Annotated in this window: 19 protein-coding genes and 1 riboswitch; of the genes, 6 read left to right on the top strand and 13 right to left on the bottom strand. The window is 71.6% G+C overall.

Features of this window, described 5'->3' with window-relative positions; all coding sequences use genetic code 11:
* Nucleotides 1–18 precede the first annotated feature (18 nt).
* From AVME950_RS15205 to cobM, 11 genes are read right to left on the bottom strand one after another with little or no spacing between them, the layout of a single operon-like run.
* Entirely contained in the window at nt 19–414 is a 396-nt protein-coding gene (locus AVME950_RS15205) for a (2Fe-2S) ferredoxin domain-containing protein (RefSeq protein ID WP_272566243.1), read from the bottom strand.
* The gene (gene cobJ, locus AVME950_RS15210) at nt 411–1,415 is read right to left on the bottom strand and encodes a precorrin-3B C(17)-methyltransferase (RefSeq protein WP_272566244.1); all 1,005 of its coding nucleotides are present in this window, start codon (nt 1,413–1,415) and stop codon (nt 411–413) included. The genes AVME950_RS15205 and cobJ overlap by 4 nt, the downstream gene beginning before the upstream one ends.
* A gap of 14 nt (nt 1,416–1,429) precedes the next feature.
* Nucleotides 1,430–2,092, bottom strand: a complete 663-nt coding sequence (locus AVME950_RS15215) for an energy-coupling factor ABC transporter permease (protein ID WP_284430456.1) — start codon at nt 2,090–2,092, stop codon at nt 1,430–1,432.
* A gap of 48 nt (nt 2,093–2,140) precedes the next feature.
* Entirely contained in the window at nt 2,141–2,578 is a 438-nt protein-coding gene (locus AVME950_RS15220; protein ID WP_284430457.1) for a cobalamin biosynthesis protein, read from the bottom strand.
* Nucleotides 2,575–3,372, bottom strand: a complete 798-nt coding sequence (locus AVME950_RS15225; RefSeq protein WP_284405588.1) for a cobalamin biosynthesis central domain-containing protein — start codon at nt 3,370–3,372, stop codon at nt 2,575–2,577. Before AVME950_RS15225 ends, AVME950_RS15220 begins: the two co-directional genes overlap by 4 nt.
* Nucleotides 3,369–4,220 carry a precorrin-2 C(20)-methyltransferase gene (gene cobI / locus AVME950_RS15230; RefSeq protein ID WP_284430458.1) on the bottom strand — a complete coding sequence of 284 codons (852 nt, stop codon included), beginning with the start codon at nt 4,218–4,220 and terminating at the stop codon, nt 3,369–3,371. Before cobI ends, AVME950_RS15225 begins: the two co-directional genes overlap by 4 nt.
* The gene (cbiE, locus tag AVME950_RS15235) at nt 4,217–5,590 is read right to left on the bottom strand and encodes a precorrin-6y C5,15-methyltransferase (decarboxylating) subunit CbiE (RefSeq protein WP_284430459.1); all 1,374 of its coding nucleotides are present in this window, start codon (nt 5,588–5,590) and stop codon (nt 4,217–4,219) included. Before cbiE ends, cobI begins: the two co-directional genes overlap by 4 nt.
* On the bottom strand, nt 5,587–6,696 hold the full coding sequence (locus AVME950_RS15240) for a cobalt-precorrin-5B (C(1))-methyltransferase (RefSeq protein WP_284430460.1): 1,110 nt from the start codon (nt 6,694–6,696) through the stop codon (nt 5,587–5,589). Before AVME950_RS15240 ends, cbiE begins: the two co-directional genes overlap by 4 nt.
* Complete coding sequence (locus tag AVME950_RS15245) at nt 6,693–7,388, bottom strand: precorrin-8X methylmutase (RefSeq protein ID WP_284430461.1); 696 nt, start codon at nt 7,386–7,388, stop codon at nt 6,693–6,695. The genes AVME950_RS15240 and AVME950_RS15245 overlap by 4 nt, the downstream gene beginning before the upstream one ends.
* Nucleotides 7,385–8,383 (bottom strand): sirohydrochlorin chelatase, encoded by a 999-nt coding sequence (locus tag AVME950_RS15250; protein WP_284430462.1) that lies wholly within the window; start codon nt 8,381–8,383, stop codon nt 7,385–7,387. The genes AVME950_RS15245 and AVME950_RS15250 overlap by 4 nt, the downstream gene beginning before the upstream one ends.
* Nucleotides 8,380–9,201, bottom strand: a complete 822-nt coding sequence (gene cobM, locus AVME950_RS15255; protein WP_284430463.1) for a precorrin-4 C(11)-methyltransferase — start codon at nt 9,199–9,201, stop codon at nt 8,380–8,382. The genes AVME950_RS15250 and cobM overlap by 4 nt, the downstream gene beginning before the upstream one ends.
* A gap of 132 nt (nt 9,202–9,333) precedes the next feature.
* Nucleotides 9,334–9,566: riboswitch (cobalamin riboswitch) on the bottom strand.
* A 280-nt stretch (nt 9,567–9,846) separates the two neighbouring features.
* On the opposite strand from cobM, the gene AVME950_RS15260 reads away from it, so the two are divergent.
* Complete coding sequence (locus AVME950_RS15260) at nt 9,847–11,847, top strand: carboxylesterase family protein (protein WP_284430464.1); 2,001 nt, start codon at nt 9,847–9,849, stop codon at nt 11,845–11,847.
* A gap of 93 nt (nt 11,848–11,940) precedes the next feature.
* On the opposite strand, the gene AVME950_RS15265 is transcribed toward AVME950_RS15260, so the two are convergent.
* A complete protein-coding gene (locus AVME950_RS15265; protein WP_284397188.1) occupies nt 11,941–13,014 on the bottom strand; it encodes a peptidoglycan-binding domain-containing protein in 1,074 nt (357 codons plus the stop codon).
* A gap of 105 nt (nt 13,015–13,119) precedes the next feature.
* Nucleotides 13,120–13,875: a class I SAM-dependent methyltransferase gene (locus AVME950_RS15270; protein WP_284430465.1), complete on the bottom strand. Its 756-nt coding sequence runs from the start codon at nt 13,873–13,875 to the stop codon at nt 13,120–13,122.
* Nucleotides 13,876–14,098: 223 nt separating this feature from the next.
* Here AVME950_RS15270 and AVME950_RS15275 point away from each other — a divergent pair, with 223 nt between their 5' ends.
* From AVME950_RS15275 to AVME950_RS15295, 5 genes are all read left to right on the top strand, one after another.
* Entirely contained in the window at nt 14,099–15,067 is a 969-nt protein-coding gene (locus tag AVME950_RS15275) for a Bug family tripartite tricarboxylate transporter substrate binding protein (protein ID WP_284430466.1), read from the top strand.
* A 15-nt stretch (nt 15,068–15,082) separates the two neighbouring features.
* A complete protein-coding gene (locus AVME950_RS15280; RefSeq protein WP_284430467.1) occupies nt 15,083–16,129 on the top strand; it encodes a 4-hydroxythreonine-4-phosphate dehydrogenase PdxA in 1,047 nt (348 codons plus the stop codon).
* Nucleotides 16,130–16,158: 29 nt separating this feature from the next.
* A complete protein-coding gene (locus AVME950_RS15285) occupies nt 16,159–17,331 on the top strand; it encodes an L-rhamnonate dehydratase (RefSeq protein ID WP_284430468.1) in 1,173 nt (390 codons plus the stop codon).
* Nucleotides 17,332–17,347: 16 nt separating this feature from the next.
* Nucleotides 17,348–18,277, top strand: coding sequence for a dihydrodipicolinate synthase family protein (locus AVME950_RS15290; RefSeq protein ID WP_284430469.1), 930 nt, complete (start codon nt 17,348–17,350; stop codon nt 18,275–18,277).
* A gap of 82 nt (nt 18,278–18,359) precedes the next feature.
* Nucleotides 18,360–19,385: a YncE family protein gene (locus AVME950_RS15295; protein ID WP_284430470.1), complete on the top strand. Its 1,026-nt coding sequence runs from the start codon at nt 18,360–18,362 to the stop codon at nt 19,383–19,385.
* The last annotated feature ends 131 nt before the right edge of the window (nt 19,386–19,516 follow it).

Raw genomic sequence — 19,516 nt, forward strand, 5'->3', positions numbered from 1 at the left:
CCGCCGCATTCGCGCCATTCAGCCCCCGGACGGCCCCTGGTGGAACACCAGGTCCTGCACCGGCTGGCCGCCCACCAGGTGGCTTTCGATGATGCGGTCCATGTTGGCGGGCGTGACGTCGTAGTACCAGGTGCCGTCGGGCTGCACGCACATCACCGGCCCGCCCTTGCAGGCGGCGAAGCAGCTCACGCGGCTGCGCTTGACGCGCAGCTCGCCATCGTTCAGGCCCGCGGCCTTGAACTTGTCGCCCAGGCTGTCGAACAGGGCCTGCGCCTGGCCGTCTTCGGCGCAGCGCGGGCCGGTGCAGATGAGGATGTGGCGGCGGTAGGCACCGATCTTCGGCCGGATGGCCACGCGCACCCCTTCGGGCGCCGCGGTCGTGGCGGTGGCGGTGGTGGGGTCTTGCTGGCTCATGCCTCTTCCTCGGTGGTGGCGACGGCCTCGGCCGCCAGGGGCTGGGCCAGGGTGTCGCGAATGTAATCGGCCGGCAGGCGGTGGCGCCGGGCCAGGGCCTCGATGCTCTCGCCGGCCGCGTGGTCGAGCTGCAGATTCTCCAGCCAGCCGTTGAGGCCGGTGGAGAGCGACCGCCCCGGCCGCTCGCCGGCCCGCGTGGCGCCGCCGCCCTCCACGTCGTACTTGTTGGCGTAGCCGCGCGGCGTGACCATGAGGCCGTGCTGCACGATGGTGTTGCTGTTGCCGATCAGCACCGTGCTCAGCATGCCGATGTCGGCATCGCACATGGTGGCCAGCGTGGCGAACTCGATGCGCTCGCGGCGGCGGTAGGCGCTCTTGACGATGGCCACCGGCGTATCCGGACTGCGGTGGCGCAGAAAGAGGCGCTGCGCCTCCTCGATCTGCCGCGTGCGCCGGCCGCTCTTGGGGTTGTAGAGCGCGACCACGAAGTCGGCCAGGGCGGCGGCGTCGAGCCGGCGCGCGATGGTGGGCCAGGGGGTGAGCAGATCGGACAGCGAGATGGCGCAGAAGTCGTGCGTGAGTGGCGCGCCCACGCGGGCGGCGCAGCTGTTGATGGCCGAGGCGCCGGGCACGATCTCGACCTCGATGCCGCCGGGCTCGACCACGCCGTTCTCGTCGAAGGCGGGCGGCGTCCAGCCGGCCTGGAACAGCACCTCGAACGTGGGGCCGGCCATGCCGTACACGCCCGCATCGCCCGAGGAGATGAGCGCCACCTTCTTGCCCTCGCGGGCGCGGGCCAGCGATTCGATGGCGCGGTCCAGCTCCTCGGTCATGGACTTGCGGATGATCTCCTTGCCCTCGATGAGATCGGCCACCAGCTTGATGTAGGTGACGTAGCCGATGATGGTGTCGGCCTCGGCGATGGCGGCGCGCGCGCGCGCCGTCATGTGGTCGGTGCTGCCGGGGCCGATGCCCACGAGCATGATCTTTCCTGCGGACATGGTCGCGGGGCCCCTCACGCAGCGGCCGCCGGGGCGGGGGACGCGACGCGCTGCAGCGTGCGCTCGTCGATGCAGGCGGCCAGCCAGCGGCGGCCGCGCAGGCGGGCGGCGCCCAGCGTGATGCCGATGGTGAGCAGCGGCTCCACCGCCACGAGGCTCAGGTACGACGCGGCGAACAGCGCCCAGTCGGCCACGGGCGCCGCATCGCTGCTGATGGACAGCCAGAAGCCCACCATGAGCGTCACGCCGCCGTAGTACATGGCATCAAGCTTGAGCACGTTGGCCACGCTGATGCGCTGCATGCGCTTTCCCAGGCCGTGGTGCACGGCCACCAGCGGCACGGCCAGGCTCAGGAAGTTGATGGCCAGGTGCGCCAGGTCCTGCGGCTCGAACACGAGGGCCTGGGCGAGCAGCCCCAGCCCGAAGCCGAACAGCGTGGGAATGAAGCCGAACAGCAGGTAGATGGGCATGGCGCCCACGAAATGCAGCTCCGACGGCCCCACGGGCATGTGCCAGACCTGCATGAGCACGCTGAAGAAGAAGGCCGCCAGCACCGTGCGCAGCCAGGCGGTGGGGCTTTTGAGCAGGGGCAGCGCGTGCGCGCCCAGCAGCGCCGTGGCGGCGACGGAGGCAAAGGCGATCTTGTCCTGCGAAAGGATGCCGATTTCGATGTGCATGGTGTGAGCCTTTTGAGGTGAAGAAGGGGAAAGATCGGAACGAAGGGATCAGCCGGCCGCGTGCGCCATGCGCGCGATCGACACGGTGGCGTTGCGGCCGTCCTCGCCGCGCAGCCGGTGCTTTTCCACCAGCAGGGCGGATGCGTCGTGCGCGGCGCCGGCCGCCAGCAGCGCTGCGGCCTCGCTGACCGACGGGGTGCCCATGTAGCGCAGCACCGTGGCCGAGGGATTGGGCACGGGCACGGCCGCCAGTTGCGCGGCGGTGTACCACTGCAGCGGCCAGCCGTGGCGCGCCGCCAATGCGAGAAAAGCGGCCTCGTCGGCCTTGGCGGCGATGCTGGCGGCGGCAGCCACGTGGCGCAGGTCGGCGGGCACCTGCGCCAGGGCTTGCAGCAGGCAGGCCTGAACGGTGGCCTCGGGCGTGCCGCGGTCGCAGCCCAGGCCGATGGCCAGCCGCAGCCCACCGGTGCCGGACGCCGCCGTCATGCCGCAGCGCCCTCCAGCGGCGGGCGGTAGACCACCAGGCGCTCTTGCAGGGCCTGCCACTGCTCGGGAGGCACCGGCGCATGGGTGACCCACAGCACGGCCCGGTAGTGCGCCAGGTCGACATCGTCCAGGCGGTCGAAGCAGGCGATGTTGGCGGGCAGCGGCGTGGGGCGGTTCCACCAGTCGCGGCGGCCGGCCTCCTGCACCACGGCGATGGGCTCGCCGTTGACGACGTGGGCCGACACGCGCGTGATGTTGATCTTGGGCGCCTCCACGCGCCAGCCCAGGTGGCGCCCGAGGATGTCCACGGGAATGGTCTTGCCCACGTCCGACGCGGTGGTGAGCACGGGTGTGGCGCCGATCAGCGCGGCGATGCGCTCGCTCCAGTCGTTGGCGCCGCCCACATGGCCCGACAGCACGGGGATCACGAACTGGCCCGCGTCGTCCACCACCGTCACGCCGGGGTCCTCGTCCTTGGATTTCAGCACCGGCGCGATGAGCCGCACCACGGCGCCGAGCGAGACGAAGAACACCAGCTGGTCATAGGCGGCGAAGAGCGGCGCGATCTCGTCGCGCAGCGCGCCTTCGTAGGCCCGCACGGTGTTGGGCAGGCCCTCGAACGCGCTGGCGAACTTGGCCGCAGTGCACACATGGGCCTGCGGCACGTCGCGGGCCAGCTGCGCGGCCTGCGCGGCGCCGTGGCGGGTGATGGCGACGAGGCACACGCGCACGGCCTCCAGCGGCTGCGCGGGCGCGGAGAGCACCACGGCGGGGGTGGCGGTGGGGGAATTCATTCGTCTGTCTCCATTTCGGCAAGTGGAAGGCCCAGGGCGCCGGTGAGCGGCGCAGTGGGCGAAGTTTTCTTGAGGCAGCCCTTGATGCGCTCGCCGCGGATGCGGTGCGGGTTCTTGACCACCATGAGCGAGAGGTAGCTGACCTTGGAGCCGCGCAGGGCCGGCAGGTCCGGGCCGTTCACGCAGCGCTCGTCGGGCGCGCCCACGCGCTCGATGAACTGCGTGTGCGGCAGCAGCCCGCGCCGCACGAGCCAGTCGATCAGCTCGTCCATCAGCGGCTTGACCTTCATGAGCACCAGGGTGTCGAAGTCGGGCAGCAGGCGGTCCACCGCGCCCACGCCGTAGGCGGCGGGGACGATGGCGACGGTGTCGTCCTGCTCGGCCAGCGGCATGCCGCGCGCGGCGCAGGCGGCGGTGAAGGCATTCACGCCCGCGATCACCGGCACCTCGATGCGCGCATCCAGCGCCCGCACGGTGCGCGCCAGGTGGCCGAAGGTGGCATAGGTGCTGGCATCGCCCTCCACCAGGAACAGCACGTCCTGCCCGGCCTGCAGCCAGGGCAGCACGGCGGCGGCGGCACGCGCCCAGGCGCGGGCGAGCTTGTCGCCGTCGTGCGTCATGGGGAACAGCAGCGTCTGGTGCGTGGCGGGCGGCGCCAATCCTGCGCGCTGCACGATGTCGAAGGCGTAGCTGGGCGTCTTGGTGCTGCGGGCCGGGTAGGTCCACACGGCATCGCTGCGCTGCAGCTGCGCCCAGGCCGCGCGGGTGATGAGGCCGGGGTCGCCGGGGCCGAGCGACACGCCGATGAGGCGGCCCAGGGCGGCGCTGGACGGGGTCGTATCGGTCATGCGCCCTCCTCCACCACCGCCGCTGCCGGGGCCTCCGTGCCCACGGCCTGCGCGCAGACGATCCACACCGGGTTCTCGGCCGCCATGCGGTGCATGTGCAGGATGGGCTTGCTGCGCGCGGCCTGCAGCTGCAGCACGTCCCACGCGGCACCCGCGGCCTGCAGGGCCTGCGTGGCGGCCGCCAGGTTCTCCAGCGTGACGAAGTTCATCACCAGCCAGCCGCCCGGGTGCAGGCGTTTGAGGCACAGCGCGATCAGCTCGGCCAGCTCGCCGCCCGAGCCACCGATGAAGACGGCGTCCGGGTCGGGCCACGCATCCAGCCCCTCGGGCGCCTTGCCGTGCACCAGCGTGTGGTTGGACACGCCGAAGGCCTGCACGTTCTGCCGCGCGATGGCCGCATCGGCCTCGTTCTTCTCGATGGCCCACACATGGCCCTGGGGGCACAGGCGCGCGGCCTCCAGCCCCACCGAGCCGCTGCCCGCGCCGATGTCCCACACCCAGCTGTCGGCGCGCAGCTGCATGCGCGCCAGCGACACGGCACGCACCTCCTGCTTGGTGATGAGGCCCTTGTCCGGTTGGCGCTGGTGGTAGGCCGCATCGGGCAGGCCGAAGCGCACCGGCGCGGGCCGCTGGCGCGTGCGCACCAGCAGCACCACGTTGGGGTCGGCGAAGGCCTGCTGCGCCGCGTCGGCCGGCGCCAGGTCGGCGCACACGCGCTCGTCGGCCGTGCACAGGCGCTCGGCCACGCTGAGCTGGAAGTCGTCCTGCAGGCCCTCGGCCACCAGCAGGCGGGCGATGCGCGCAGGCGTGTTGTCGGGGCTGGTGAGCACCGCCAGCCGGTCGTGCGCGCGCACGGCCTGCGCCAGCGCATACAGGCCGTGCGACGGCGCCGCGCCCTGCTGCCACTCGCCCGCATCCCTGGCATGCACCGAGACGATGCGCGCGTCCTGCCAGGCCAGCCCCAGGCGGGCGCAGGCCAGCTGCAGCGTGGAGACGTTGGGAATCACCTCGATGGCCTCGATGCACAGGCGCGAGGCCAGGTAGCTGGCGATGCCGTGGCACAGCGGGTCGCCCGTGGCCAGCACCACGCTGGCCTGCTGCGCCTCGCGCGCGGCGGCGATCCAGCCGGGCACGGCGGAGAGCTGCCCCGTGAGGTCGCGCCGCGTGGCGCCGGGGGCGATGTCGTCCTCGAACAGCGCCAGCGCGCGCGTGCCGCCCACCACGAGGTCGGCGCGGCGCAGCAGGGCCAGCGCGGTGGCGCCCAGGCTGGCCGCACCGTCGTCGAGCACGCCGATGATGCGGCAGGGTTGGGGGTCGGGCATGGCGGTCGGGGCGGTGGTCAAGGCGGTCACGGTGTCGGGGGCGTTCATGCGGAGCAGGCCTCGGCCATCTTGCGGCCGTCGAAGTCGCAGACGAGCACCTGGAGCTGGAAGCGGCCCCCGTAGCGGTCGGGGGCCATGAGGGTGTCCACCACCGCGCGGGCCAGCGCGGCGTGAAAGGGTGCGGCCAGGCCCAGCGCTTCCATGCGCTCGGCGGCGAAGCGCGCGGTCTCGGCGGCGGCGATCTCGGCGCACACGTCGGCCGGCGCGCCGATGCCGGCGGCCAGTTCGGCTAGCAGTTGCGTGTCGACCTCGGCGCGGTTGGCGTGGGTGATGGTCTCGCCCTGGGCGATCTTGGTGAGCTTGCCCACCATGCCGCCGATGACGACTTCGCGCAGCCCCTGGGCCACGGCCTCGTCGAGCGCGTAGCGCAGGAAGTCGCCCATCTGCACGAAGCAGGCGGCGGGCAGCTGCGCGCGCTCCTTCATGGCGAACTGCTCGGTGCGCCCGCCGGTGGTGAGCACCACCACGCCGTGGCCCAGCGTGGCCGCCACCTGCACGCCCTGCACCACGCTCGCGCGGTAGGCCGAGGTGGAATAGGGCTTGACGATGCCGGTGGTGCCGAGGATGGAGATGCCGCCCAGGATGCCCAGGCGCGCGTTGAGCGTCTTCTTGGCCATGTCCACGCCCTGCGGCACGGAGATGGTGACCTCCAGCCCCGCATGGGCGAGCAGCGCCTCGCCCACGGCGCGCACGTTCTCTTCGATGTTTTGGCGCGGCACCGGGTTGATGGCCGGGCCGCCCACCACCAGGCCCAGGCCGGCCATGGTGACGGTGCCCACGCCGAAGCCGCCCGCCAGCCGCACCGCACCGGCATCGCCGGGCAGCACGCGCACGTCGGCGGTCAGGTGGGCCTTGTCGGTGCAGTCGGGGTCGTCGCCCGCGTCCTTGATGACCATGGCATGCGCGGCCTGGCCGTCGCAGCGGCCGTCGTTCACGGCGAAGCGCACCACGTCGCCGTTGGGCAGCAGGCAGTCCACCGCCTCGGGCACGCAGCCGTGCACCAGCCCCAGCACGGCGGCGCGCGCGGCGGCGGCCGAGCACGCCCCGGTGGTGAAGCCGGTGCGCGTGCCGCGGCGCACGGTCTTTTCCATCATGGCGACGGCGTCCCCGGCATCGTGGCCTTCTGGCGGGCCTCGGCCAGCGCCAGCAGCGCGTGCAGCGCGGCCACCACCAGCGTGGAGCCGCCCTTGCGCCCGCGGATGACGATCCACGGCACCGCGTCCACGCCGGCCATCAGGTCCTTGGATTCGGCGGCGGAGACGAAGCCCACCGGCATGCCCACGACGAGCGCGGGGCGCACGCCCTCCTCGCGGATCAGCCGCACCAGCTCGATGAGGGCCGTGGGCGCGTTGCCGATGCCGACGACGGCCCCCCGCAGCAGCCCGTGCCGGTGCGCCTTGCGCATGGCCTGCACGGCGCGCGTGGTGTCCTCGGCCTGGGCCTGGGCGATCACGTCGGCGTCGCTGATGAACTGGTGCGTGCGCATGCCGAAGTGGGCCAGGCGCGGCTGCGACAGGCCCGAGCAGATCATCTCCACATCGGCCACCACGGGCGCGCCGCCGCGCAGCAGGGCGGCGATGCCGGCCTCCACCGCCTTCGGGTGGAAGTCGGTCAGGCCGTTGAACTCGAAGTCGGCGTTGGCGTGGATCATGCGGCGCACGATGGGCCACTGCGCCGCGGTGTAGGGGTGCGGGCCGGCCTCGGCGTCGATGATGGCGAAGCTGTCGTGCTCGATGGCCTGGCCGGCGCGCGTGAGCTGCTCGGTGACGGTGTTGACGGTGCTCATGCCGTGGCGGTCTCGTGCGGGTGCGGGTGCGGGTGCGCCGCGCCATGGGCATGGTCGGCCCCGTGCGGGGCGTGCGCGTGCCGGTGCACCGGCGCCCCGCCCGCGGCGAGGGCCACCGCCGCCTCGGGGGTCGGCGCGGGCGCGCCCGCCGGGGCGTGCGTGTGCTCATGGCTGTGGCCATGCCCCAGGTCGTGCGCGATCTCGCGGTACTTGCAGCCGTCGCAGGGCAGCAGGCTGCCCGGGGCGCCCTCCAGCAGGTCGGCCACGCGGCCCTCCAGCAACTCGAAGATCTCGCGCTCCAGGCCGAAGTGCGGCGACTGCGCGAAGCGCACCTGCGGGTACTGCGCGCGCAGGTGCGCCACCTGCCGGCCGATGCGCTGCATCAGCGTGCCGGTGTACAGGTAGTACGGCAGCACCACGATCTGCTTCATGCCCAGCAGCACCTGGCGCTGCACCACGCGCTCCAGGCGCGGCCAGGTGATGCCGGTGAAGGCGATCTCGACCAGCTCATGGTGGCCGTCTTCCTGCAGCCAGCGCGCCATCTTGGCGACGTCGCCGTTGGCCTGCCGGTCGGACGATCCCCGGCCCAGCAGCACCACGCCGGTGGTGGTGGGGTCGGGCATGTCCAGCGCGTTCATGCACTGGCGCAGCTGGCGCTGCAGGATGGCCAGGATGGGCTCGCACGCCGTGAGGTGCGGGCCGTAGAGAAACGCCACGCCGGGGCAGTGCGCGCGCGCATGTTCGATGGCCTCGGGGATCTCCATCTTCACGTGGCCCGCCGCGTTGAGGATGAGCGGCAGCACCAGCACGCGCTGGCTGCCCTGCGCGGCCTGCAGCAGGCCGTCGTGCAGGCCGGGCGGCGCGAACTCGATGAAGCACACCTCGATGCGCCAGGCCGGCTGGCGCGCGCGCCACTGCGCCACGAAGGCGTGGATCTCGTCGTTGCCCTCGGGCTCGCGCGAGCCATGGCCGATCAGCAGGATGGTGGTGTTCATGGGGCACGTTCCAGAGGGGGTTGGGTGGGGCGGGCGGGCTCGCTCGCCCGGCGAAAGCGGTGCGTGAAGGTGGGGTCGTACAGCTTGGACTTGGCCAGCTCCGTCCACTGGCGGGCGCCCAGCGTGGGGCTGGCGATCACCATGGCCTGGCTCACCACCTGGGCCTCGCGGCAGCGGTCGCGGATGTCGGCGAGCGTGCCGCGCACGATCAGCTCCTCGCCCGGCCAGCTCGCCTTGTGCACCACGAGCAGGGGCGCGTCCTCGGCCCAGCCGGCCTCGCGCAGCCCGGCCTGCACCTTGCGCAGCAGCGTGATCGACAGAAAGATGCACAGCGTGCAGTGGTGGCGGCCCAGCTCGGCCAGCGACTCGCCCGGCGGCATGGGCGTGCGGCCCTCCACGCGGGTGAAGATCACGCTCTGCGTGACCTCGGGCAGGGTGAAGCTCTCCACCGCCGCCGCGGCCGAGGCCATGGCCGAGGACACCCCCGGCACCACGCGCAGCGGCACGCCCGCGGCGTCCAGCGGCTGCACCACCTCGATCAGCGCGCCGTACAGGGCCGGATCGCCCGTCTGCAGGCGGATCACGGTGTCGTGCTTTTGCGCCTGCAGGATGAGCCACGCGGCCATCTGCGGCAGCGTCATGTCCTTGCTGTCGGCGATGGTGCAACCGGGCGGCGCCCAGCGCGTGGCCGCCTCGTTGACGAGCGAGCCCGCGAACAGGATGGCACCGGCGCGCTCGATGAGCGCGCGGCCCTTGACGGTGATGAGCTCGGGATCGCCCGGCCCGGCGCCGACGAACCAGACGGTGCCCGGCGTCATGGCCGCGGGGCTGGCGCACGCGCCAGCACAGAGAAGATTTGCATGGGGACCACAGGAATGCATTCGCCCGGACCCCTGCCTCCCCGCAGGTTCCGTGAAATGGGCCGCGCGCTCCAAGGCCTGAGCCTTGGGGCGCGCGGCCCCCTGTCGGCCGGTCTCCGGGCTGGCGAAAACCCGTGGACCCTTCCCAGATGCCGAGGCATCCAGTGGGCACGATTCCACGGGGTGAAGGCGAGGCCTTCTTTCGCTTACCGTTGCGGGGGCAGCCCAGGTTGGGGCGCGGTCCGTCGGACGCGCCCTCCCTGGTTCCCGTTTAACTGCGCGGTCGCAATGACCGCGCGAGCACCAACGGGCGGGAGTATAGATCGATTGCAAGCCTTTCAGGCCTCACGCCCTAGTGAAACATGCCTTGGCAGCTATTATTTCAATAGCAAACATGACAGGCCAGGCCAAGGATTCCAAGGAGCTGTGACCACAGGTAACGCCTTGCACACGGCACCCTGGGCCGGCACCGCCACCCCAGAACGATTCAGAAGGCTTCAGGCGCTGCGGCGGCCCGGGGCCCGCGCTTTCTCCAAGAATGGAGCCGCCCCCCGCCCGGGGGGCGCGACACACCGATCCATCGAACAAGAGAGGGAGATTTCCATGCGACGACCCCCTTCCGCCCGACGCGCCCTGCTGGCGCTGGCGGCCCCTGCCCTGCTGTGCCTGGGCGCCCCGAACATGGCCGCGGCCGCCACGGCACCGGCCTGCGCGAGCGGCACCACCGTCACCATCGCCGGCGCGCCCGCGGCGCCCACGCTGTGCGGGCTGCAGACGCCCCTCACCCCCGCGGGCGCATCGGCCCCGGTGCCGGTGAACGCCTACCTGGGCATCCAGTACGCGACGGCCGCGCGGTTCCAGCCCCCGGCGGCGACGGTCCCGGCCGGCAGCAACGTGGCGCAGACGGCCGCCGGCCCGTTCTGCCCGCAGGCCGCGCGGCCGAACCTTCCCACCAGCGCGCAGAGCGAGAACTGCCTGTACCTGAACGTCTTCACGCCGCAGTCGGCCATCGGCGCGCAGCCCAAGCGGCCGGTGCTGTTCTTCATCCACGGCGGCGCGTTCGTGGAGGGCAGCGGCTACCTGCCGCTGTACGACAGCGCCAAGGGCGCCACGGTGGGCAACCTGTACGACGGCTCGTACCTCGCGGCGGCGGGCGACATGGTGGTCGTCACCATCAACTACCGCCTGGGGGCGCTGGGCTTCCTGGCCCTCGACAACGCGGTGGAAAACCCCACCGTCGGGGGGCCGCTGCGGGGCAATTTCGGCATCCTGGACCAGCAGGCGGCGCTGGACTGGGTGCAGAAGTACATCGGCGCCTTCGGGGGCGATGCCACCCGGGTGACGGTCGCGGGCGAGAGCGCCGGGGCCATGTCGGCGGGGCTGCACCTGTTCTCAGCACCGGACAGCGCCACGCGCTTTCAGGCCGCCATCATGGAGAGCAACCCGGTGGGCTCGGTGTACCGCACGCCCGCGCAGGCGCAAGGCATAGGAAGCCTGTTCCGCGATGCCCTGTGCACCCAGGTGGGCGGGTGCCTCGCGGGCAAGCCCATCCTGCTCAAGGCCACGCCGGCGCAGATCGTCGCGGCCCAGGCGGGCCAGCTGTTTGGCACCCGGGGCAAGGCCGGCAACCCCAAGGCCCTCGCCGCCGCCGAACGCGAGGCCGCCACCCGCCCGCTGGTGGGGCTTCTGGCCCAGGCGTCGCCCCAGGTCAACGATGGCCTGCCCTGGTCGCCCACCGTGGACGGCAAGGTCATCGTGGGCCAGCCCCTGGCCGGCTACAACGCGGTGTCCGCCACGGCCTCGATGCCGCCCAAGCCCTTCGTCTTCGGCGTGAACCGCGACGAGGGCGCCGTCTTCGCCAACCTGGCCTTCCTGAAGCTGGGGGTGGGGCTCAATCCCGTGGTCTTCAACGAGGGGCTGGTGCCGAAGGTCTGGCCGGACGACGCCAAGACGATCCTGGGCTACAGCACCACGGCACAAGGCCAGCCGGTCTTCCCGTACCGCGCGCCCACCCGGCCCGCGCCGAGCTACATGAACGGCACGGCGGCGACGCTGTCCGGCGTGATCAACGACTTCGCGTTCCGCTGCGGCAACCTGGCCATGGCGAACCGGGCGGCCGCCCGCAACGCGCAGGCGAGCCCCGCGCTGCCGGCCTTCGGCTACCTGTTCGCCCAGCCGCCGCTGATCGACCTCTACAGCGCCGGCAAGCCGCCCACGGAAGTCGCGGCCTGCGCACCGGGCCAGGACGGCAACGTCTGCCACGGCAACGAACTGCCCTATGTGTTCAACACCCTGGGAACGGCCTACGCGGTGTACACCCGGGGCAGCCAGCCGCCGCCGCCCGCCGACCAGGCCCTGGCCCAGACCATGGCCGCCGCCTGGGCGAGCTTCGTGAACAGCCCCGCCAGCCCGGCGCCATGGACGCCGGTGGCCGCCAGCGGCGCGCAGCTGCCGACGGCCTGGACGCCCTATGCCGGCCTGTCCTCCTCGCTTTCGCAATGGAGCACCGCGGGCAGCCCCAGCAGCCTCCCGGCATCGTCCATCGATTCGGCGGCCCACTGCACCGCGCTGTGGAACACGGTGGCGCCCATCGGGGGGCAGTGACCGGGGTGGCATGGCGGCGCCGGGGCCAGGCCCGGCGCCGCGCAAAAGGGGACGGGCAGGCGCGGGCCTGCGGTCCCCTTCGCGCTTTTGGCTTCAGCGCGAGAGCGCGTCGGCCGTGGCGGCGTCCACGCGGCCCGTGATCGGCAGGCCCTTCGATTTTTGGAAGTTGCGCAGCGCGGTGGCCGTGCGGGCGCCGGCAGCGCCATCGGGCGTGCCCACGTTGTAGCCCAGGGCGTTCAGGCGCTCCTGCGCCTCGCGCACCGACATGGCAGGGGCGCCGGCCGGGGCCCCTGCGGGCGCGGGAACGCCGGCACGGGTCTGCGACGGTGCGGCACCGCCGTCCACGCCCAGGCGGCCACCGCCGCCCAGGCCCTGGCCCTGCACGCTTTGCGCCTTGTAGTTGCGCAGCGCCACGACCATCTGGTTGTACGCGTCCATGAACGCGGCGGTGAGCACCTTGCCCTGCGCCGTGTTCTGGTAGCCGCCCAGCGAGCCGCCGGCCGAGCCGCCGAACAGGCTGCCGAAGCCGGCGAAATCGCTCTTGGAGGCGCTGCCCTCGGAGGCCGAGATCTGCACGCCCGAGCGGTTGTCCACCAGGGTCAGCATGGCGCTGGCCTCGCGCGTCTTGAGCCCGCCGCCCAGGGCGCCGATGGCCCGGCCGCTGCCGCCGCCGATGAGCCCGCCCAGCACGCCGCCGATGCCGCCGGCATCGCTGTTGGAGAACACGATCTCGGGCGACAGGCCGTAGTCGGAGGCGACCATCTGGCCCTTGCCGAAGTTGCTGCCGCCGCGCATTTCGCCGGACTGCATGAGCGCGCGCTCGCGGTCCATGGCCGTCATGCCCGAGGCGCTGCGCTCCACCACGATGAAGCAGTTCGATTGCTGGATCAGCAGGCGCAGCAGGTTGGCCGTGGGCGGCAGGCGGTATTCGTTGCGCAGGATGGTGTACCAGCCGGCCTGCTGGTTTTCCACCAGCGACACGGTGCCCAGGGGCGAGGCGCACTTTTGCAGGTCGCTGCTTTCGTTGGCCGTGGCACCGCCCGCGGCCGCGCCGGTGGCAACCGTCTTGGACTCGGCGCTGCCCATCTTCATGTTGGTGGTTTCGCAGCCCGTCAGCAGGACGGCGGCACAGGCGGCGGCCAGCAGTGGCAAGGTCTTCTTGGACATTGGAGGGTACCTCTCAGGGAAAAGGGTGGAGACGCCACCTTGCGGCGAAAGGGCGCGAGCAAGGGCGTCGGCCGGAACGCCCGGCCTGCCAGGGGCAGCGACGGATCATAGCGCCGCGGCCGGGCGGCCGGCCACCGGCGCGGCGCCCATGCGGTAGATCCACACCGCATGCCCGCCGTCCGGTGGCAGCCGGGCATGCGGCGTCGCCCCCGGCACCTCGAACGCCAGGCTGACGAGCCAGGTGCCCGGCGCCATTTCCGCCTGCGCCTTGGCCAAGGCGCGGGCCATGCTCTCGGGGCGCTGGAACAAATACACCATCGTGCAGCCGCTCCAGTCGGCGCGCCACAGGTCGCCCCGACGCACCTCGGCCCACGGGCAACGCAGCGCGCACAGCAGTCGCAGCGGCCAGCTCCACTCCACGCCCGCCACCCGCGCCTGCGGGTAGGCGCGGCGCAGGGCGAGCAGGCCGTCGCCCAGGCCGCAGCCGGCGTCCAGCACCCGCGCGCCCGCCGGCAGCGCCACCGCGCGGGCCAGGCCGAGCAGCGCATCGTGCGGCGTGGGAAACAGGGGCGCATCGCGCCAGGCGTTGAGCGGATACACCAGCAGCAGCAGCGCGAGCGGCACCAGCCAGGCCCAGGCCGGCACGCTGGCCGCGCCGGACAGCGCCAGCGACAGCGGAAACCCCGCCGCGATCAGCCCGCGGCGCCACCACCCCGTGCCCAGCACGCTGGCCGCGGTGCCCACGGCGCAGGCCGCGATCAGCGCCGCCACCGGCGCCACCCGGCCCTGCAGGCCCAGGTACGCCAGCCATGCGGCGGCCCAGGCCAGGAGGGCGGGCAGGGGCCAGGGCAGTCGGTGCATGGAGGGAGGGAATCCGGTGGGGAGGGAGCAGCGCCGAGTTTAGTGAGCCGCGCGCGGGGCATTCAACCGCAGGCCCCCATTCCGGTGGCATCCAGACGCGACCGGAAACGATAACCAATGGATATCAATTCATCATTTCATTTCAATTTACGGCCCGCAGGCAGCGCCCTAGGATGCCCCTCAATGCCCGGTCCATGGGCATGCATACAACAGGAGACAAACCATGTGGTGCCGCATCCCCCTGCCCGGCCTGGCCCTGGCCGCCGCCGTCCTCATCCCCCTGGGCGCCAGCGCCCAGGAATGGCCGACCCGGCCCGTCCGCATCCTGGTGGGCTCGGCCCCGGGCGGCGGCACCGACGCCATGGCCCGTGCCGTGGCCGACCGGCTGGGCCCGCTGCTCAAGCAGCCCACGGTGGTGGAAAACCGTCCGGGAGCCTCCAACACGCTGGCGGCCGATGCCACCGCCAAGGCCACCGATGGCCACACGATGGTGATGGGCGTGGTCACCGCGCACGCCATCGCACCGCACCTCTTGAAGCTGGCCTACGACAACAACCGCGACTTGGTGCCGGTGGCCTTCGTGGGCGCGGTGCCCAACGTGCTGGTGGTGACCAACGCCCTGCCCGCGCAGTCGGTCAAGGAGCTGGTGGCCCTGGCGAAGAAAGCGCCCGGCACCATCAACTTCGCCAGCAGCGGCGCGGGCAGCACGCAGCACATCGCGGCCGAGATGTTCAAGGACGCGGCCGGCATCGACCTGATGCACGTGCCGTACAAGGGCAGCGGCACCGCGCTGGTCGATCTGGTGGGCGGCCAGGTGCAGATGAGCTTCGACACCATGCCCTCGGTGCTGGGCCAGATCAAGTCCGCCAAGATGCGCGCCCTGGCCGTGACCACGCCGCAGCGCAACCCGCAGCTGCCGCAGGTGCCCACCATGGCCGAGGCCGGCCTGCCGCAGGTGGACATCAGCGCCTGGTACGGCATCTACATGCCTGCCGCCACGCCCAAGGCAGTGCAGCAGAAGGTGCACGACGCGGTGAACGAGGTGCTGGCCATGCCCGAGACGCAGACCCGCCTGGGCGCCGTCGGGGCCGAACTCAAGCCGATCTCGCAGGCCGAGTTCATCGCCTTCCAGAACGCCGAGTTCAAGCGCTACGGCGACCTCATCCGCAAGAACCACATCCGCATCGACTAGCAGGACAAGCCGCCCATGAACACGCAAGACCGCCCCGTGGTGGCCCTCACGCTCGGCGACCCCGCCGGCATCGGCCCCGAACTCATCGCCCGCCTGCTCGCCAGGCCCGAAACCGCGCAGCGGGCCAACACCGTGCTGGTGGGCGACCCCTGGCTGTGGGAGGACGGCCAGCGCATCGCCGGTGTGCAGGTGGCGACCGATGCCGTGGGCGCGCTGGCCGATGTGCGGGGCCGCGCGGGCACCGCGCGGCCCGCCTTCCTGGCCCTGGACACGGTGGCCCCGGCCGACGTGCAGCGCAGCCGCGCCGGGGCGGCCGGGGGCCGCTCGGTGCTGCAGGTGCTGGACCGCTGCATGGACGCGGCGCTGGCCGGCGACATCGACGCCATCTGCTTTGCACCGCTGAACAAGCAGGCCATGAAGATCGGCGGCATGCAGCACGAGGACGAGCTGCACCACTTCGCCCGGCACCTGGGCGTGACCGGCTACTTCTGCGAGTTCAACACGCTGGGCGACCTGTGGACCTCGCGCATCTCCTCGCACGTACCGCTCAAGGACGTGGCAAGCTACCTGAGCGTGGAGCGCATCCAGCTGGCGGCCGAGCTGATCTACCGCTCGCTGCTCGCCAGCGGCGTGGCGGCACCGAAGGTGGCCATTGCCGCCTTCAACCCGCACGGCGGCGATGGCGGCGTGTGCGGGCGCGAGGAGATCGACACCATCGTGCCCGCCGTGCAGGCGCTGCAGGCGCGCGACTGGCCCACGCCGGCGCCTTTCCATGGCCCGTTTCCGGCCGACACCATCTTCCTGAAGGCGCAGGCCGGCGAGTACCAGGCCATCGTGACCATGTACCACGACCAGGGCCAGATCGCGATCAAGCTGCTGGGTTTCTCGCGCGGGGTCACGGTGCAGGGCGGCCTGCCGATCCCGATCACCACGCCCGCGCACGGCACGGCCTACGACATCGCCGGCCAGGGCCGGGCCAGCGCCGAGGCGACCTGGCAGGCCTTCCAGATCGCCTGCCGCATGGGCAGCGCGCAGCGCGCCAAGGCGCTGGCCGCCGCCTGATCCCACTCCCTCCGTTCAGAGACTCCACCATGAAAATCCAATCCGTCCGCGCCCGTGTATTCCAGTGGAAGGGCCAGACCGTGCCGCCGCAGGGCCACTTCTGCTCCAACGCCATGGACCTGCTGTATTCGCCGGCCGAGAGCATGAGCACCTTCCGTTTCCATGCGTGGACGGTGGTGGAGATCGAGACCGACGACGGGGTCGTGGGCCTCGGCAACGTGGCGCTGGCGCCGAAGATCGCCAAGGCCATCATCGACGAATATCTTGCGCCCCTGGTCATCGGCCACGACCCGTGGGACTACGAATACCTGTGGCAGCGCATGTACCGCAGCACGCACGCCTGGGGCCGCAAGGGCGTGGCCATGGCCGCCATATCGGCGGTGGACCTGGCCATCTGGGACATCCTGGGCAAGAGCGTGGACAAGCCCGTGTTCAAGCTGCTGGGCGGCCGCACCAAGGAGAAGATCCCCTGCTACTACAGCAAGCTCTACCGCACCGACCTGAAGGCGATGCAGGACGAGGCGCAAACCTTCCTCGACCAGGGCTTCAAGGCCTTCAAGATGCGTTTCGGCTACGGCCCCGCGCACCTGCAGCACGGCGTGCAGGAGAACCTGAAGTCGGTCGCGGCGGTGCGCGAGGTGATCGGCTACGACACCGACCTGATGCTCGAGTGCTACATGGGCTGGAACCTCGAATACGCCAAGCGCATGCTGCCCAAGCTCGCGAAGTTCGAGCCGCGCTGGCTGGAGGAACCCGTGATCGCCGACGACATCGACGGCTATGCCGAACTGAACGCGATGAACATCATCCCCATTTCGGGCGGCGAGCACGAGTTCGGCCTGTACGGCTTCAAGCAGCTGCTGGACAAAAAAGCCGTGAGCGTCGTGCAGTACGACACCAACCGGGTGGGCGGCATCACCGCCGCGCACAAGATCAACGCGCTGTGCGAGGCGCATTCCGTGCCGGTGATTCCGCACGCGGGCCAGATGCACAACTACCACCTGACCATGAGCACGCTGGCCTCGCCCATGGCGGAGTACTTTCCCATCTTCGACGTGGAGGTGGGCAACGAGCTGTTCTGGTACCTCTTCGACGGCGAGCCCGCCGCGGAGAACGGCTTCCTGCAGCTCCAGGACGATGTGCCGGGCCTGGGCCTTTCGCTCAAGACCGAGTACCTCGACCAGTTCGACATCGTGGAATAGACGCGAAGGACACGCCATGCCCGGCCTCTCCAACCCCCGCTACCGCGGCATCTTCCCCGTCGCGCCCACCCCGTTTCACGAAGACGGCACGCTGGACCTAACCAGCCAGAGGCGCTGCCTGGACTTCATGATCGACTCGGGCGTGGACGGCCTGTGCATCCTGGCCAACTTCTCCGAGCAGTTCCTGCTGTCGGACGACGAACGCGAGGTGCTGACGCGCACCGCGCTGGAACACGTGGCCGGCCGCGTGCCGGTGATCGTCACCACCACGCACACCAGCACCGCCGTCTGCGCCGCCCGCAGCCGGCGCGCGCAGGACATGGGCGCGGCGATGGTCATGGTCATGCCGCCCTACCACGGCGCCACCTTCCGCTTCGGCGAGGCGCCGGTGCGCGCCTTCTACCAGGGCGTGTCGGACGCCATCGGCATTCCCATCATGGTCCAGGACGCACCGGCGGCCGGCACGCCGCTGTCGCCCGCCTTCCTGGCCGACATGGCGACGACGATCGAGCAGGTGTGCTACTTCAAGATGGAGACGGCCTGCGCCGCAACGAAGCTGCGCGAGCTGATCGCCCTGGGCGGCGAGGCCATCGAAGGCCCGTGGGACGGCGAGGAAGCCATCACCCTGCTGGCCGACCTGGAGGCCGGCGCCACCGGCGCCATGACCGGCGCGGGCTTTGCCGACGGCATCCGCCCCATCCTCCAGGCGCACCGCCAGGGCGATGCGGACGCGGCCTTCGCCCACTACCAGCGCTGGCTGCCGCTCATCAACCACGAGAACCGCCAGGCGGGCTTCCTGGCCGCCAAGGCGCTCATGAAGGAAGGCGGCGTGATCGCCTGCGAGGCGCCGCGCGCGCCCTGGCCGCCGATGCACCCCGAGGTGCGCCGCCAGCTCATCGGCATCGCGCGGCGGCTCGATCCGCTGGTGCTGCGCTGGGGGCGCTGAAGCGCGCAAAAAAAAAGCGGCGATGCGCCCGCCGCGCGACCGCCAGGGCGCTGTTCGATCCACACCAAGGGAGACCACCACCATGCAACGTCGGGAGCTTCTGAAGACCGCCGGCCTTTCGCTGGCCGCATCCACCCTGGGGCCGGCCACGGTCCTCGCCCAGGCCCCGGCGGGGCGCGCGCCGCGCGAGGTGCTGCTGCTGATCGAGAAATCGAGCCACTGCATCAGCCACTACGACATCGCCAGCGGCGAGCGGCTGCACACCATCGCCCTGCCCCCGTTCCCGCACGAATTCGTGGTGGACGCCGCGCAGCGCTACGCCTACGTGGGCCACTACGGCGTGGAGACCTCGGGGCACCCGGGCCCGGGCGGCACCAGCGTGCTGCAGATCGACCTGGCCACGCGCACGCTGGCGCGCACCATCGACCTGGCGCCGTTCAACCGCCTGCACGGCATCCAGATGGACCAGTCGGGCCGCCTCTACGTGCTGAGCGAGGACCGCGCGCAGCTGGCCGTGCTGGACCGGCCCGAGACCGACACCGCCGTGCGGCGCGCGGTGCCGGTGGGCGGCATCAAGAGCCACCTGTTCGCGCTCACCCGGGACGGCCAGACGGCCTACGCGATGAACCTGCTCACGCACTCGGTGACGCAGTTCAAGCCGCACGACGCCGCGTTCGCGCCCGTGGCCTGCGTGCCCGGCGACAAGCCCGAGGGCAATGCGCTCAGCGCGGACGAGCGCACGCTGTACGTCACCTGCCGCTGGAGCAACACGTTGTGCGCCATCGACACGGCCACCATGAAGGTCGTGCGCAGTGCGCCCGCGCGCAACGACCCCACGCGCATCTACCGCTGCCGCGACGGCCGGCTGCTGGTGTCCCACTATGGCGACCGCAGCCTGTCCATCGTGGACCCGGCGACGCTCGCCGAGCAGGCCCACATTCCCATGGACGCGCGCCCCATCGCGGTCAGCCTGCATCCCACCCGGCCCTGGGCCTTCGTGAGCCAGGACAACGACCGGGTCGGGATCTTCCACCTGGAATCGCGCCGGTTCGAGCGATCCATCGCCACGCAGCGCGAACCGGACGTGTCGTACATGCTGCAGGGCTGAGCGCGGCGGGGGTGGCGGGCGGGCTGCGGCATCTTCGCCACACCCGCTCGGGCAGGGTGTAACGCCGGGGCGGCGGTGGCGGCGGCGTGGATGGCGGCTTTTACAATGTCCTGTTGCCATTGCGCACAGAG

Source organism: Acidovorax sp. SUPP950, assembly GCF_030158935.1.
Taxonomy (GTDB): domain Bacteria; phylum Pseudomonadota; class Gammaproteobacteria; order Burkholderiales; family Burkholderiaceae_C; genus Paracidovorax.

What these genes read in the sequence shown, in the direction of transcription:
- AVME950_RS15205 (WP_272566243.1), bottom strand. Translation starts at nt 414, where the DNA reads ATGAGCCAGCAAGACCCCACCACCGCCACCGCCACGACCGCGGCGCCC.
- cobJ (WP_272566244.1), bottom strand. Translation starts at nt 1,415, where the DNA reads ATGTCCGCAGGAAAGATCATGCTCGTGGGCATCGGCCCCGGCAGCACC.
- AVME950_RS15215 (WP_284430456.1), bottom strand. Translation starts at nt 2,092, where the DNA reads ATGCACATCGAAATCGGCATCCTTTCGCAGGACAAGATCGCCTTTGCC.
- AVME950_RS15220 (WP_284430457.1), bottom strand. Translation starts at nt 2,578, where the DNA reads ATGACGGCGGCGTCCGGCACCGGTGGGCTGCGGCTGGCCATCGGCCTG.
- AVME950_RS15225 (WP_284405588.1), bottom strand. Translation starts at nt 3,372, where the DNA reads ATGAATTCCCCCACCGCCACCCCCGCCGTGGTGCTCTCCGCGCCCGCG.
- cobI (WP_284430458.1), bottom strand. Translation starts at nt 4,220, where the DNA reads ATGACCGATACGACCCCGTCCAGCGCCGCCCTGGGCCGCCTCATCGGC.
- cbiE (WP_284430459.1), bottom strand. Translation starts at nt 5,590, where the DNA reads ATGAACGCCCCCGACACCGTGACCGCCTTGACCACCGCCCCGACCGCC.
- AVME950_RS15240 (WP_284430460.1), bottom strand. Translation starts at nt 6,696, where the DNA reads ATGATGGAAAAGACCGTGCGCCGCGGCACGCGCACCGGCTTCACCACC.
- AVME950_RS15245 (WP_284430461.1), bottom strand. Translation starts at nt 7,388, where the DNA reads ATGAGCACCGTCAACACCGTCACCGAGCAGCTCACGCGCGCCGGCCAG.
- AVME950_RS15250 (WP_284430462.1), bottom strand. Translation starts at nt 8,383, where the DNA reads ATGAACACCACCATCCTGCTGATCGGCCATGGCTCGCGCGAGCCCGAG.
- cobM (WP_284430463.1), bottom strand. Translation starts at nt 9,201, where the DNA reads ATGACGCCGGGCACCGTCTGGTTCGTCGGCGCCGGGCCGGGCGATCCC.
- AVME950_RS15260 (WP_284430464.1), top strand. Translation starts at nt 9,847, where the DNA reads ATGCGACGACCCCCTTCCGCCCGACGCGCCCTGCTGGCGCTGGCGGCC.
- AVME950_RS15265 (WP_284397188.1), bottom strand. Translation starts at nt 13,014, where the DNA reads ATGTCCAAGAAGACCTTGCCACTGCTGGCCGCCGCCTGTGCCGCCGTC.
- AVME950_RS15270 (WP_284430465.1), bottom strand. Translation starts at nt 13,875, where the DNA reads ATGCACCGACTGCCCTGGCCCCTGCCCGCCCTCCTGGCCTGGGCCGCC.
- AVME950_RS15275 (WP_284430466.1), top strand. Translation starts at nt 14,099, where the DNA reads ATGTGGTGCCGCATCCCCCTGCCCGGCCTGGCCCTGGCCGCCGCCGTC.
- AVME950_RS15280 (WP_284430467.1), top strand. Translation starts at nt 15,083, where the DNA reads ATGAACACGCAAGACCGCCCCGTGGTGGCCCTCACGCTCGGCGACCCC.
- AVME950_RS15285 (WP_284430468.1), top strand. Translation starts at nt 16,159, where the DNA reads ATGAAAATCCAATCCGTCCGCGCCCGTGTATTCCAGTGGAAGGGCCAG.
- AVME950_RS15290 (WP_284430469.1), top strand. Translation starts at nt 17,348, where the DNA reads ATGCCCGGCCTCTCCAACCCCCGCTACCGCGGCATCTTCCCCGTCGCG.
- AVME950_RS15295 (WP_284430470.1), top strand. Translation starts at nt 18,360, where the DNA reads ATGCAACGTCGGGAGCTTCTGAAGACCGCCGGCCTTTCGCTGGCCGCA.